Origin of the sequence: Streptosporangium sp. NPDC000396 (genome assembly GCF_042898655.1) — a bacterium.
In the GTDB taxonomy this organism is placed as follows: Bacteria; Actinomycetota; Actinomycetes; order Streptosporangiales; family Streptosporangiaceae; genus Streptosporangium.
Window position 1 is genome coordinate 89,033 of sequence record NZ_JBIAZA010000036.1, and the last position, 12,778, is coordinate 101,810.

16 protein-coding genes are annotated in these 12,778 nt (G+C 69.2%); 10 read left to right on the plus strand and 6 right to left on the minus strand.

Annotation, left to right across the window (positions count from 1 at the left end; all coding sequences use genetic code 11):
• Positions 1 to 124 precede the first annotated feature (124 nt).
• A complete protein-coding gene (locus ACFY2X_RS40060; RefSeq protein WP_389948417.1) occupies positions 125 to 532 on the minus strand; it encodes a PaaI family thioesterase in 408 nt (135 codons plus the stop codon).
• 175 nt (positions 533 to 707) lie between these two features.
• Entirely contained in the window at positions 708 to 1,553 is an 846-nt protein-coding gene (locus ACFY2X_RS40065; RefSeq protein ID WP_389948419.1) for a dienelactone hydrolase family protein, read from the minus strand.
• Positions 1,554 to 1,649: 96 nt separating this feature from the next.
• Between ACFY2X_RS40065 and ACFY2X_RS40070 the strand changes: the two genes are divergently transcribed.
• Positions 1,650 to 2,618 (plus strand): GlxA family transcriptional regulator, encoded by a 969-nt coding sequence (locus tag ACFY2X_RS40070; protein ID WP_389948421.1) that lies wholly within the window; start codon positions 1,650 to 1,652, stop codon positions 2,616 to 2,618.
• A gap of 2 nt (positions 2,619 to 2,620) precedes the next feature.
• Entirely contained in the window at positions 2,621 to 2,821 is a 201-nt protein-coding gene (locus ACFY2X_RS40075; protein ID WP_389948423.1) for a hypothetical protein, read from the plus strand.
• Between the two features lie 15 nt (positions 2,822 to 2,836).
• Here the strand turns inward: ACFY2X_RS40075 and ACFY2X_RS40080 are convergent, their stop codons facing one another.
• The 3 genes from ACFY2X_RS40080 to ACFY2X_RS40090 are packed head-to-tail and all read right to left on the minus strand — an operon-like array spanning position 2,837 to position 4,789.
• Positions 2,837 to 4,117, minus strand: a complete 1,281-nt coding sequence (locus tag ACFY2X_RS40080; RefSeq protein ID WP_389948425.1) for a serine hydrolase domain-containing protein — start codon at positions 4,115 to 4,117, stop codon at positions 2,837 to 2,839.
• A 26-nt stretch (positions 4,118 to 4,143) separates the two neighbouring features.
• Positions 4,144 to 4,380: a hypothetical protein gene (locus tag ACFY2X_RS40085; RefSeq protein ID WP_389948427.1), complete on the minus strand. Its 237-nt coding sequence runs from the start codon at positions 4,378 to 4,380 to the stop codon at positions 4,144 to 4,146.
• A 4-nt stretch (positions 4,381 to 4,384) separates the two neighbouring features.
• Positions 4,385 to 4,789: a hypothetical protein gene (locus ACFY2X_RS40090; protein ID WP_389948429.1), complete on the minus strand. Its 405-nt coding sequence runs from the start codon at positions 4,787 to 4,789 to the stop codon at positions 4,385 to 4,387.
• Positions 4,790 to 5,146: 357 nt separating this feature from the next.
• Here ACFY2X_RS40090 and ACFY2X_RS40095 point away from each other — a divergent pair, with 357 nt between their 5' ends.
• The gene (locus tag ACFY2X_RS40095; RefSeq protein ID WP_389948431.1) at positions 5,147 to 7,609 is read left to right on the plus strand and encodes a glycoside hydrolase family 5 protein; all 2,463 of its coding nucleotides are present in this window, start codon (positions 5,147 to 5,149) and stop codon (positions 7,607 to 7,609) included.
• Between the two features lie 198 nt (positions 7,610 to 7,807).
• Here the strand turns inward: ACFY2X_RS40095 and ACFY2X_RS40100 are convergent, their stop codons facing one another.
• A complete protein-coding gene (locus ACFY2X_RS40100) occupies positions 7,808 to 8,413 on the minus strand; it encodes a helix-turn-helix domain-containing protein (RefSeq protein ID WP_389948433.1) in 606 nt (201 codons plus the stop codon).
• A gap of 86 nt (positions 8,414 to 8,499) precedes the next feature.
• On the opposite strand from ACFY2X_RS40100, the gene ACFY2X_RS40105 reads away from it, so the two are divergent.
• The 7 genes from ACFY2X_RS40105 (at position 8,500) to ACFY2X_RS40135 (ending at position 12,709) form a co-directional block, all read left to right on the plus strand.
• Positions 8,500 to 9,126, plus strand: a complete 627-nt coding sequence (locus ACFY2X_RS40105; protein WP_389948435.1) for a class I SAM-dependent methyltransferase — start codon at positions 8,500 to 8,502, stop codon at positions 9,124 to 9,126.
• A 41-nt stretch (positions 9,127 to 9,167) separates the two neighbouring features.
• On the plus strand, positions 9,168 to 9,668 hold the full coding sequence (locus ACFY2X_RS40110) for a DinB family protein (protein WP_389948437.1): 501 nt from the start codon (positions 9,168 to 9,170) through the stop codon (positions 9,666 to 9,668).
• A 25-nt stretch (positions 9,669 to 9,693) separates the two neighbouring features.
• Positions 9,694 to 10,722 (plus strand): alpha/beta fold hydrolase, encoded by a 1,029-nt coding sequence (locus ACFY2X_RS40115; RefSeq protein WP_389948439.1) that lies wholly within the window; start codon positions 9,694 to 9,696, stop codon positions 10,720 to 10,722.
• Between the two features lie 204 nt (positions 10,723 to 10,926).
• Complete coding sequence (locus ACFY2X_RS40120; RefSeq protein ID WP_389948441.1) at positions 10,927 to 11,907, plus strand: DUF4158 domain-containing protein; 981 nt, start codon at positions 10,927 to 10,929, stop codon at positions 11,905 to 11,907.
• Entirely contained in the window at positions 11,888 to 12,325 is a 438-nt protein-coding gene (locus tag ACFY2X_RS40125) for a hypothetical protein (RefSeq protein ID WP_389948443.1), read from the plus strand. The genes ACFY2X_RS40120 and ACFY2X_RS40125 overlap by 20 nt, the downstream gene beginning before the upstream one ends.
• Positions 12,326 to 12,328: 3 nt before the next feature.
• Entirely contained in the window at positions 12,329 to 12,544 is a 216-nt protein-coding gene (locus ACFY2X_RS40130) for a hypothetical protein (protein ID WP_389948445.1), read from the plus strand.
• Positions 12,545 to 12,709 (plus strand): Tn3 family transposase, encoded by a 165-nt coding sequence (locus tag ACFY2X_RS40135; protein ID WP_389948447.1) that lies wholly within the window; start codon positions 12,545 to 12,547, stop codon positions 12,707 to 12,709. It begins immediately after the preceding gene.
• The last annotated feature ends 69 nt before the right edge of the window (positions 12,710 to 12,778 follow it).

Sequence of the window (12,778 nt, forward strand, 5' to 3'; positions counted from 1 at the left end):
CTCCCGAGCGCTCGCTTGGTGCACAACGCTACAGGATCGATGCCCGACCGACTCGCCCAGGCCGCCGGCGGACTGGGCGACCGCGTCGTCCGTGTCGTCCGCGTCGGCCGCCTCTCATAGCGCGTCAGGCGAGGACGGTGTAGACGGTGGTGGCGTGGGCCGAGGGCTCGGTGGCGCCGTCGGGGATCAGGGTGATGTCGCAGAAGGCCAGCGTGCGGCCCAGCTTGGTGATCCGGACGTGGACCAGCACGTCCTTGCCCGTGACCGGCCGCTGGAACGTCGTCGACTGCTGCACCGTCGTCATCGGCACGAACCCGCCGCGGGCTGCGGAGATGGCCACCACGGTGGCGGTGTCGGCGGCGGCCATCATGGCCTGGCCGCACAGCCCGCCGCCCTCCCTGGCCAGCGACTCCGACCACGGCAGGCGCACGGTCGCATGGCGCTCGCCGACCTCCTCCACGGCCAGCCCGAGTTCCTGGATCCAGGGGGCGAAGTAGTTCCTGAGAATCGCGTCTCCGTCTTCAGGCGTCACGGGAACATCATGCACGCGGCACATGCGTGTGGAAAACCTCTTCCCGCCGTCCATCTACGAGAGCGACGTGCTGTACGAGCTGTCCGACCGGTTACGGCGGGAAGCGCCCGCGTGGCGGGCGGCGACGCTGTTCGCGGTGGCCGCCCGCCCGACTTCGCCGTCGACTCCGGCACGCTCAGCCGGATGTCGTCTCGGAGTGTCCGAACGGGCTCAAGCGGTCGGTCAGGAAGGCGACGATCTCGTCCCTGGCCTTCAGCGTGGGATGTCCGTCCTCGTCGACGAGGTGGGCGGTGACAACGCTGTGGGGGGACCCGACCACGTCGCGGAAGAACGGTGGCGGGCTGGTGTTCGCGGAACTGCCCGGAAGAACACGGCCGTCGAAGGCGTCGCCGAGGAGTGCCTGGTAGGCGGCGAAGCGCTGGCCGGTGCACCAGCGGTCGTCGTCGAAGCGATAGGCGAGAACCTTCAATCCGTCGCGCGCGATGCGGTCTCGGACCGCACGCGCGTCCTCGTCGCTGATCTCGAGTCCGGCGGGGTCGTCCAGCGGCAGCGACGGGTGGTTGACCACTGGCGCGATGACGGCCGGCTCAAGCGCCATGGTGAGAGCGAAGTTGCCGGTGAAGCACAGTCCGATCGCGCCGACTCCCGGACCGCCGCATTCGGCATGGGCTTGGCGCGCGAGCCCACGTAGCCATGCCGTGACGGGGCTGGTCCCGCCCCCGGCGAACGCACGGAACTCGGCACTGACACACGCGCGGCGGACGACCTCTTTACCACCCTCGACCGTGGGATAGGCACCGTCGATCCCGAAGAGTGAGGGGGCATAGACGGTGAAGCCCGCATCCCGCACCCACCGCGCCAGTCGAAGGACGTCAGGACTGATGCCGGGCATCTCCGGCATCAACACGACGGCCGGCCCGGAACCCGCGGCGTACACCGTCTTCACCACCCCCTCCACGTCCACGAGCCGGCGGGAGAAATCCGTGATCACGTCGTCAAGTCGTCCACTGGCAGCGCTCATGGTGACAGCGTGGACCGATGCCCCCGCATAAGGTGAGAGGCCAGATCGCCATGTATGCGGGTGATCTCGCCGTAGGCTGGTGGTGAGGAGGCGAGCGTGAGCGCGCTGCGGGTTGGCGTCCTGGCCTATCCAGGCTGCTTCGCGTCCGAGGTGTTCGGCGTACCCGATCTCTTGACGATGGCCATGCACGTTGCCGGGCCGGACGGCTCCGGATATGAGGTGTCGATCGTTTCGCCTCGTCGGCGTGTCACCGCATCGGGTGGTGCGGCGTTGGACGTCTCTCCGCTGCGCGAGGTAGATGTCCTTGTCGTGCCAGGGTTCGAGCTCCTGCCGGGCCTGGACGTGGACGCGAAGCTCGCACCCCTCGCCCCTGAAATCGCGGCGATCCGCTCACACGCTGCTGCGGGCACTGTCGTCGTCTCGATCTGTGTCGGTGCGTTCCTGCTCGCCGAGGCTGGACTCCTCAACCGACGCCGGGCTACGACAGCCTGGCTCCTCGCGGACGAATTGGCTCGACGCTGTCCGGACGCTGACGTCCGGCCCGAGCGTCTGGTCGTCAGCGACACGGGGGTGACGACGACGGCGGCCTTCAGCGCCATGTACGACTTCGCGCTGGATCTGATCCGTCGGCACAGCGGTGTCGGCGTGGCCCGGGCAACCGCGCGGGTGGCGCTCGTCGACGATGCGCGATCGTCCCAGACTCCATACGTTGACGCGCGATTTCTTCCGCAACCCGGAAATGAGTTCTCCCACAGGGTCATGCGACGACTCGACCAGAACCTTGCCGCCCGATACGACCTCGCCGCGTTGTCGGACACGTTCAAGGTCAGCACCCGGACGCTGCTGCGGCGCTTCGCGGACGAGACCGGCCAGAGCCCGCTGGAGTACCTGCAGTCGTCGCGTGTCCGTCGCGCCCGTCACCTCCTTGAGACCACGAACCGAACCGTCGCCAGCATCTCCGCCGCGGTCGGGTACAGGGACCCCGGCACGTTCGCTGCCCTCTTCGCCAAGCACACCGGACGACGCCCGAGGGACTACCGCGCGGCCTTCCGCCGCGTTGACTGATTGTGCGACCCCGGAGTCCTGCTTCGTCCCTGACGGGTTCGTCGACCGGTTGCGCCTGCTCGGCCCGGCGTGCGCGCCTGTGGACCGGCCACGCCGAGCTCGCTGAGCTCGGCGTGGCCGGGTTCGCGCTCTACCTGGTGCACGACCGCAAGGAGTCCACCCTCAGGGCGTATGGGTCCGAGGTGCCCGGCCCCTTCTACTGAACCGGCTCGGCCCCGTCAGCCCGCGGCCTGCCCGTCGCAGAACACCTCCTTGACGAGCCCGTCCAGCAGCTTCTGGAAATCCTTGGCCGGGCCCCTGGTGGCCTCATCCACCCAAGTCACCGAGCCGGTCAGGGTCGTACTGCCGTCGGGCGAGCTGTACATCAGCGCCCCGAAGCCGTGCGGGGGGCTGCCGTTGTGCTGGAAGACGGTGCCGCAGGCCGGGCCCAGGTCCTGCACGAACAGCCCGAGGCCGTAGCCGAGCTTCCCATACGGCTTGCGCATCTCGGCCAGCAGCGGGGCCGGCAGGAGCTTGCCGCCCATCAGCGCGGAGAAGAACGTCTGGAGATCCTCGGTGGTCGAGATCAGGTCCCCGGCGCCGGCCAGCAGCGAGAGGTTCTGGCGGGAGACGTCGACCGTCTTCTGCTGGCCGGCGTCCTGGTAGCGGTAGTAGCCGTGGGCGTACGGCCCGGGCAGCTGCGTCCGGGTGCCCGGCACCACGGTGCCCCGCATCCCGAGCGGCCCCAAGATCCGCCGCTGCATCTCCTCGGCGTAGGAGCGGCCGGTGACCTTCTCGATCAGCAGCAGGGCCAGCGTGTAGTTGGTGTTGGAGTAGTTCTGGTCCGTGCCCGGCTCGAACCGCGCCGGCTTGGACAGCGCCAGCCGTACCAGCTCCTGCGGCCGGTAGGTGTGGAACCGGTTGTTCAGCCATGCGTCGCCGGTGGCGGGGATCCCCGGCACGACCGTTCCGTCGTCGTAGACCTCGCCGGTGTAGTTGAACAATCCGCTGGTGTGCTGCAGCAGCATCCGTACGGTGATCCGCCGGTCCAGCCCGAGCTTGGGCAGGTAATCGGCCACCGGTGTGTCCAGCCCGATCGTGCCCTCGGCCACCAGTTGCAGCACCAGGGTCGCGGTGAAGGTCTTGGTGACGCTGCCCACCCAGAACCGCCCGTTCGTCGGTGGTTTGGCGCTCTGGCCCAGCTTGCGCACTCCGGCGCTGCCGACCCAGTCGCCCCGCTGATCGTGCACGCGCAGCTGCATCCCGGCGAACCCGGCATCGACGAACTTCTGGATGGCCTTCTGCAGCTCCGGGCGGTCCTGCCCGGCAGCGGCCTTCGGCGCGGCCGCGCTGGTGTCCGCGGCGGCCACACCCGGTGTGGCCGCCCCGGCCAGCAGCGCGGCCGCCAGTGCCGCGACCGTCGCTCGCCGGAAGACCTTGCCGAGGATGACCGGGCGCTGGCGCACGCCGAAGATGCGCGCCCTGGTCTCCGTGATCGCTGGTGGGGATTGGGTTTTCATGGTTCCTTGTCTCTGTGGTGTCGCGCTCAGGCGAAGAGTTCGCCGACCAATTCGGGGTCGGATGGGGCGGGGCGGTAGGCGGGCGGCTGGGTGCCCATCAGCTCGCGTACCAGGAAGTCCCAGGCGCGCTTGCGGACGTCATGCGGACAGTCGATGAATTGGTGCTCGGTCCCGGGCACGATGAGCAGCTCGACATCCTTGTCTGCGGTGATGGGCCGGGGTCCGGAGACCCCGTGACAAGCTGTGGCTGCGCGGGCCGGCATCCCGTCAAGCGGCGTCGAGGGCTTCGGTGATCTTGCGGGCCATGTCGGCCAGGGTGGGGCTGGGCTGGCCCTGGTGGGTGTGGGCGGATGCTTCGATGGCGACGATGACGGTGCGGCGGAAGTTGTCGGCCTCTGCCGGAGCCTGTTGCTTGAGCAGGCTCATGGCCGCGGTCAGGGCCGGCAGCACCTGGTCGGCGAGTTCGGCTGTGGACTTGCCGTACTTCACGCCCTTGGGCGCCTTGGTGAGCACGTGCCCGACCAGGCCGGTCGCGGAGGTCAGGGCGATGGAGCCGTGGGTGGCGACCTTGTGCGCCGAGCCGGCGGCACCAGCGGCGGACATCAGCGAGACGGCGCCCCACGCGCCGGTCCGCAGGGTGAGCTTGTCCTGGTCGGTGAGGGTGACGGACATGGTGGTGTGCTCCTTTGAATCTGTTACGAAGTTCGGTTGAACGGACGGCTGGTGGAATGCGGTCCTGTTGGTGCCCGGGGATCTGGATTGCTCAGGTGGGGTCGCCCGAGGGGATCTCACCCGGCCTTGAGGCCGCAGTCGCTGAACCGTTCATGGCGTCCACCATCGCCGACCGCCCTGATACCGGGCCGTCGCCGTCCTGACACGGCCGCTGACACGACACCGCTCCCGGGCCTCGCCGCCGTCTTGCCTACTTTCTTCGAGGAACGAAGCATCAGCGGGTTCGGCCGGTCTTCCGCGCTGTTGTGGATCTGACTCTTCATTTGTGAGCAATGCTCATGTATGGTCGCCGACACTATGAGAAACCGCTGGTTGTCGCCGATCGCCGTCGTGGTGCTGGCCGCCGTCATCGTGCTGGGGGCGGCGTTCGACCCGTCAGGACTGGCCGCGCCGTATACGTGGACGGGCGCCGACCTGCTGCCCGTCGCCGGGCTCTGGCAGGTGGCCGCGCCGGCCGTCTACGTGCCGCTGCTGCTGGCGGGGGTTGGGGTGCTGGCGTGGGTGGTCGCGCGCGGGCGTGCCCCGCTGCGTACGGCACTGCTCGTGTGGGGCGCGGTGGTGTGGTCGGCGATGGCGGCCAAGCTGATGATGTCGCTGGTGATGGCCTTCGGCGATGTGGTCTACCTGGCGTGGTCGACAGGCTTCACCGGCGTCAAGGCGGCGGTCTTCGGCCTGCCGGTCCTGGCGGCCACCTGGCTCACCCAGCTCCTATGCCGCCGCACCACCTCACCCCCTTCGAGCTCGACCTCCCCGCCCTCCCCAGGGCCGGGCGCTGGACCCGCTGTGGCCTTGGGGTCGTTCTTCCCGCAGGCTTCGGAGCCGGGGTGGATGGCGTCGGGGGTGACCGTGGTCTTGGGCGCGTCGGTCGGTGGGGTGTGGTGGGGCGGTTCACCCGTCGGGTACGCCATCGGCGACTCCCCGCTGGCCCCGGCGCCCGAGGCGGGACCACTGGGCTGCCTCGCCGCCATCACCCTGCTTGGCGTGATGACCTGGGCACTGAACCGCCGGCTCAGCGACACCACCTCGCCGCGGGCCGTCGTGGCCGGGATCTCCGCGCTGGGAGCGGCCGCGACGCTGGGCCTGGTCGAGGCGGCCATCGGGCTCCCCCGCGACCTGGCGGGCGGCGACGCGTTCTGGGCACCGGCGATCATGCTCCGCCTCGCCCCCGCGCTCTCCTTTGGTGCCCTCCTCGCCCTCGCAACGGCAGCCCTCGTCGCCCTCCTCCCCGCCACCCTTCCGGCGCGAAGAACCGCCTTTCTCCCGGCGCGTAAGGGTGTCGCCTTTTCTGCGCCGATACGAATGGGGGGTGTCGTGGCCGCAGCGGCGCTCGCCATACCGCTCCTGCAGCCCGGCACCACCACTGCGCCGCCACCGCGCACCAAGGGCCTGACGCTCTCAGCCGACCGCAGGATCGTCGACGCCGACGGCAACGAGGTGCTGCTGCGCGGCGTGAACGTCAACCAGCTCGAAGACTACTTCCAGAAATTTCCGGACAAGGCGGTGACGCGACCGCTCACCGAGGCCGACTTCGCCGGCATGGAGCAGATGGGCTTCAACGTCATCCGCCTCGCCCTGTCCTGGTCAGCCCTGGAACCCCGGCCCGGCCACTACGACCCGGCCTACCTCGCCAGGATCTCCTGGGCCGTCGAGATCGCAGCCAAGCATGGCCTGCGCACGGTCATCGACATGCACCAGGACGCCTGGGGCAAGGGCGTCAACGCCGCCCCCAGCACCACCTGCGAGAACGGTTCCCCGATGCACGGCTGGGACGGCGCCCCCACCTGGGCCGACCGCTTCGACGGCGCCCCCAAGTGCGAGTTCACCGGACGCGATATCTCTCCGGCCGTCGCCCGGGCCTTCACCAACTTCTACCAGGACAGGGATGGCATACAGACCCGCCTGGTCGCCGCCTGGGGCATGCTGGCGGAGCGGTTCGCGAGCGAGCCGATGGTCGCCGGATACGACCTGCTGAACGAGCCCGGTTTCGGCGAGGCCCCGCCGATCACCTCAGGCGTCCTGCTCGGCCGCTACTACGACCGAGCTATCAAGGCCATCAGGGCGGGCGAGAAGCGCGGCTTTCCGCACCTGGTCTTCTTCGAGCCATCCGTGCTCTGGTCGGGCCTCGGCTTCGAGGTCCCGGTGCCCAAGGACTTCACCGACGACCGGTTGCTCGTCTTCGCCCCCCACCTCTACAACGAGTCGATCACCATCGACCAGGGCACCGGCCTCACCATCACGAACATCGAGCGCGGCTTCGACCTGGCGAGCCGGGCGGCGGAATACTACGGCGCCGGGCTCTGGTCGGGGGAGTGGGGTTGGTTCGGCGACCCCGCCTCGGCCCCGATCGCGAAATACACTGACCAAGAGGACCGGCACCGCATCGGCGGCGCATTCTGGGTCTGGAAGCAGTCCTGCGGCGACGCCCACGCCGGCGCCGAGTCCAAGACCGGCGGCAACCTCATGACCGAGGACTGTGCCACCGGGAAGGACCTGCCCCCGCCCCCCGAATACGTTGCCGAGCTCTCGCGCCCCTACCCCCGCTCCGTCCCCGGCCGCCTGACCGGCCTCACGTCGGACCAGGCGAGCCTCACGGCCCAAGGCGAGGGCACCGGGTGCGGCCTCGACGTCTGGTTCCCCGGCGGCGTCCGGCCGGTCGTCGGTGGTGCCGGACTCACGGGCGTCGCCGCCCGGCAGACACCGGGCGGCTGGCGCGTCACCGGCTGTACCCGGGGCGCCTACACCCTGACCGCACATCGCTAATAGTGCTTTGTAGGTGGTCAGGGCGGTCGGTCGCAGTCCTCCCCGAGCCGTCCGGCTAACGGGGACGCTGGAGCGACACGGCTCGCAGCGGCCACCCGTGTTCGGCCGGGCCGACTCCTGCGGGCGCAACGTCGTCGACCACAGGTTCCGTGCGGGAAGGCTCGCTGTTGACGCGAACAGACGGCCGTCTCGCTGAGCTCACCGCTGGATCCCGCTGGGAGACGACCGATGAGGGTGCGTGCGCACGTGCGCACGCACCCCTTGCAGGCCGAACAGGATGAGAAGCTCGACCACGCCGCCGTCGGCGCTGCCCAGCCAGTGCGGCAAGGAGGTGTCGAACTCGGCTGCCTCACCGGGCGGCAACGTCAGGTCGCGCTCACCGAGCACCAGCCGCAAGCGACCGTTGAGCACATACAGCCATTCGAAGCCTTCGTGAGTCTGCGGAGTCGGTTCGAGCGGTTCCGGCTGAGCGGGGATGATCATCTTGAACGCATGCACCCCGCCCGGCTGCCGGGACAACGGGACGAAGATCATCCCGAACCGGCGGATCGGCTTCAGGTGGATCCGGGGGTCGCCGGTGCGCGGGGCGCCGACAAGGTCGTCCAACGGAACGTCGTAGGTACGGGCCAGCGGCAGCAGCAACTCCAGGGTCGCCCGGCGCTGCCCGCTCTCCAGCCGGGACAGGGTGCTTTCCGACACCCCGGTCGTCGCCGCGAGGTCAGCGAGGGTGATGCCGCGGTTACGGCGCAGCGCACGCAGCCGCGGCCCCACCGCGTCAAGCACGTCTTCCGTTTCGTGATCCACGAGGCCATCTTGCCAGAACCGCAAGATTTCGTGCCAGATCGGGCGGGCCTGGCAAGACTGAGCGCATACCGACAGAAGGAGCCTCGATGAGCACCACCGATGCGGTCACGTTCTGGGACGGCGTCTACGTGGCCCGACCGGCAGCCACCGGCCCGCGGCCGAACGACCGTCTTACCGAGACGGTCGCGGGCCTGCCGCCCGGCGACGCGTTGGACCTCGGATGCGGCGACGGCGGCGACGCGCTGTGGCTCGCCGGCCAGGGGTGGCACGTCACCGCCGCCGACATCTCGGCCGTGGCGGTCGAGCGGCTCGCCGCCCTCGCCCGCTCACACGGCCTGGGAGACCGCGTCATCACCGTACGGCACGACCTGCACAAGTCTTTCCCGCAGGGCGGATTCGACCTGATCTGCGCCCACTACCTGCACACCCCCTTCGACCTGGACAGGGCAACCGTCCTGCGCTCCGCCGCGCACGCACTGCGCCCGGGCGGGCGGCTGCTGGTCGTCGACCACGGTTCGACCGCGCCGTGGTCGTGGAACCAGGATCCCGACGTCCGGTACCCGGCCCCGCGGGAGGTCGCCGCAGGTATCGATCTGGACCCGGCGACATGGACGCTCGAGCGGGCCGACGCGCCCCGCCGGATCGCGACCGGACCGGGCGGGCGCACCGCCGAGGTCACCGACCACGTCCTGCTCATCCACCGCACCGCCTGACCCGGCGCCAGCGCCGCTCCCGACGAGGGAAGGAGCCCACTGTGCCCAGCACAACGCGCCGCAACCGTCGCGGCGACACCCCGCCGCCCCGGACCGGAAGCAACGAGACCGAGATCCTGCGCGAATTCCTCGACTACCTCCGGACCTCGATCGCCGCGAAGGTCGACGGTGCACCCGAACCGCAGGTCCGAACAGCCGGAGTGCCGTCGGGCACGAACCTGCTCGGCCTGCTCAACCACCTTACTTTCGTCGAGCGCTCGACGTTCCTCGGGGACAACGTCACCGACTGGCAGGCGACGTTCCAGGCCGCACCAACGGACAGCGTGGCCGACGTCGTCGCCCGCTACCGAAAGACGGTCGAGCGCGCGAACGAAGTTCTCGACGGGTGCACCGACCTCGGCGCACCGATCCCTCGATCACGGCCGGGAAGCCCCGCTCCCAGCATCCGCTGGGCACTCACCCACATGATCGAGGAGACCAGCCGCCACGCCGGCCACGCGGACATCCTCCGCGAACTGATCGACGGCGCGACCGGACGCTGATCCACCTCCTCCAGGACAGGAATACATGATCACCGCAATGCGGCCGTTGTCGCGCCGCTTCCTCCGATCCGCGCGCACGGTGGCGACCATTACGCTCACCCTCCTGCTCACGATCGGCACCGCAGCTTGTTCCACGCCGACAGCCGGGGACGTTCCCTCCTACGCCGTCGCCACGCGGGACGACCCCCAGTTCACGAGCACCTTCCGGCACGATTTCGCCGACGTCGACGGCGTCCGGATGCACTACGTGACCGGCGGCAGCGGCACGCCAGTGGTGCTGATACACGGTTGGCCACAGACCTGGTACGGCTGGTGGCCGATCATGCCAGCACTCGCCAAGGACCACACCGTCTACGCTGTCGACCTTCCCGGACTGGGCGACAGCACCGGCTCGCCGACCGGCTACGACAAAGCCACTCTGGCGCGGTACGTGCACAGGCTGATCGCCGATCGGCTCGGGGTGCGCGACGCCCGCGTCGTCGGGCACGATTTCGGCGCTGCGGTAGCATTTCAGTACGCCAGCCAATTCCCCGACGACACCGCACGCCTCGGCTACTTCGACCTGCCGCTACCTGGGCCCGCGATCGATGCATCCACATACCGCTCACTGAGCTGGCACATCGCCTTTCACTCCCAGCGACGGGTTCCCGAGGCGGTCGTAGGCGACGACGTCCGCGAGTACCTGGCACTGTTCTATCCCCAGGTCTCGTTCGGTGGAACGGCGTTCGGCGGCACCTCTGATCGGTCCCCGTTCACCGACACCGAGATCAACGAGTATGCCCGGACCTACCGCCGGCCCGAGGTCCTGTCGGGCGGCTTCGAGCTCTACCGCGCCCTCGACAAGGACGTCCGCGATACCGTGGCAGCAGCACCGGTACGTGTCCCGACCCTGCTCATGACCGCCCAGGGGCAGCTCGCCCCGCTCCGGGCCACCGCGGCCCCGCGCATGACCAACATCGTGCGCGCGGTGGATGTGCCGAACGCGGGGCACTGGCTCGTCGAGGAGAACCCCCAGTTCGTCACTGCGGAGTTGTCGCGCTTCCTCGACGGATGACCCCGCCCCAGCATGGCGCGGGGTGCCGCACAGCGCCCCGCGCCGGTGCGTTTCAGCCGGGGTGAACACCTCCGCCGGCTCCCGTGCCGACACGGGGTGTTGGTAAGAACCGTAACACCGGCCGCCAAATAGTTGATCATGCTTTGGGGGCTGTTGTCGGGGTTGTGACCGCCGTAATGATCTGCGGCTGTGAATCGATCCTCGTTGAATCTTGGGGACCTGGTTGAGCACTGGACGCTGGTCGGTGCCGAGCAGGACCTGGTCGCGGTCAAGCACCGCGACACGCAGCTCGGGTTCGCGCTGCTGTTGAAGTTTTACGGCCGGTTCGGGCGGTTTCCCCGAGGCCGGGCCGAACTGCATGACGACGCCGTCGAGTTCGTCGCCCGCCAGCTCAAGGTCGACGCCGCCTCACTGGGCTTTTACGAGTGGAGCGGCCGCACGATCGAGCGGCACCGGGCGGAGATCCGCGCCCACCACGGGTTTCGCCAGTGCACGGTCGCCGATGCGGACAAGCTGATCGACTGGCTGGCCGGTGGCTATGCGCAAAAGGAACGCCGCTACGAGCTGGTCAGGGACGGGCTGCTGGCCGAGCTCCGCATCCGGTCGATCGAGCCGCCGACTCAGGACCGCCTGGAGCGGATCGTGCGTTCGGGGCTGTACCGGGCCAAGAAGATCCTCGCCGAGCGGATCGCCGGACGGCTGCCGGCCGAGGTGCGGGCGCGGCTGCTGGCACTGGTGCAGCTGGCCGAGGGAGATGACGAGGACGCCGACCCGAGCGCGTTGGCGCTGATCAAGGCCTCAGCGGGGAACGTGAGCCTGGCGTCGATGCTGACCGAGATCTCCCGGCTGGAGGCGGTGCACGCGATCGGTCTGCCGGCGGGCCTGTTCGCCGCCGTGGCGCCGAAGGTGCTGGCCGCCTGGCGGGCCCGGGCCGCGGTGGAGTTGCCCTCGCACCTGCGTGATCACAGCGACGAGCTGACCGTGACGCTGCTGGCGGCGCTGGTGCACTGCCGAACCTGGGAGATCACCGATGCGCTGGTCACGCTGCTGCTGCGCACGGTGCACGCGATTCAGGCCCGCGCGGATCGGCGGGTGACCAAGCAGCTCGTGGCCGAGTTCAAGCGGGTGCATGGCAAGGAGGAAGGGGCTGATTCGGCTGCTGGAGGTGCTGGAGTTTCGTTGTGACAACTCCCACCGGCCGGTGCTGGACGCTTTGGCCCTGGTGCACCGCTACCGCGCGGCCACAGATTTGACCTATTACCCGGCCGGGGAGACGGTGCCGGCGCATTCGGGCCTGTCGGGGGACTGGGCGGAGCTGGCCTACCGCGTCGACGGGCGTGGCCGCCGACGGGTGGTGCGCACGGTGTATGAGATCCGTACCTTCGAGGCGTTGTGCGACCAGCTCAAGTGCAAGGGCGTGTGGGTGGTCGGGGCGATGGAGTTCCGCAACCCTGATGAGGATTTGCCGGCCGACTTCGATGCGCGGCGCACCGAGCACTACCGGGCGTTGCGCAAGCCGTTGGACCCGCGCGCCTTCATCGACGATCTGCAGCGGGAGATGCGCGCCGAACTGGGGGCGCTTAACGACGCGATGCCGTTGTAGTGGTTGCAGATCCGGTCCCGCCCCGGTAACCAGGGCGCGATCAAGCTGAGCCCGCTGGAAGCATTGCCCGAGCCGCGTAACCTCGGCCGGCTGAAGAAGGTCATCGTCGGCCGGTGGGGCACCGTGCCGCTGATCGATGTGCTGAAGGAGGCGGTACTGCGCTCGAGTTGCCGGGCCACGATCTCCTCGATGTTCGGCCGTGGCGAGATCACCGGTTAGATGCTGGAGCGGTTGTTGCTGGCGCTGTACGCCTATGGCACCAATACCGGCATCCGCGCGGTCGCCGCCGGCGAGCACGGCCACCGAGAGGAGGAGTTGTACTACATGCGCCGCCGTTACCTGACCGCCGACCTGGTGCGGGCTGGGCTTCCCCTCGTAACGTAGAGACATCGCCTTAAAGGGGGACGGCGATGGCAGAGACGCGACGGAAGTTCGATCAGGACTTCAAGGACG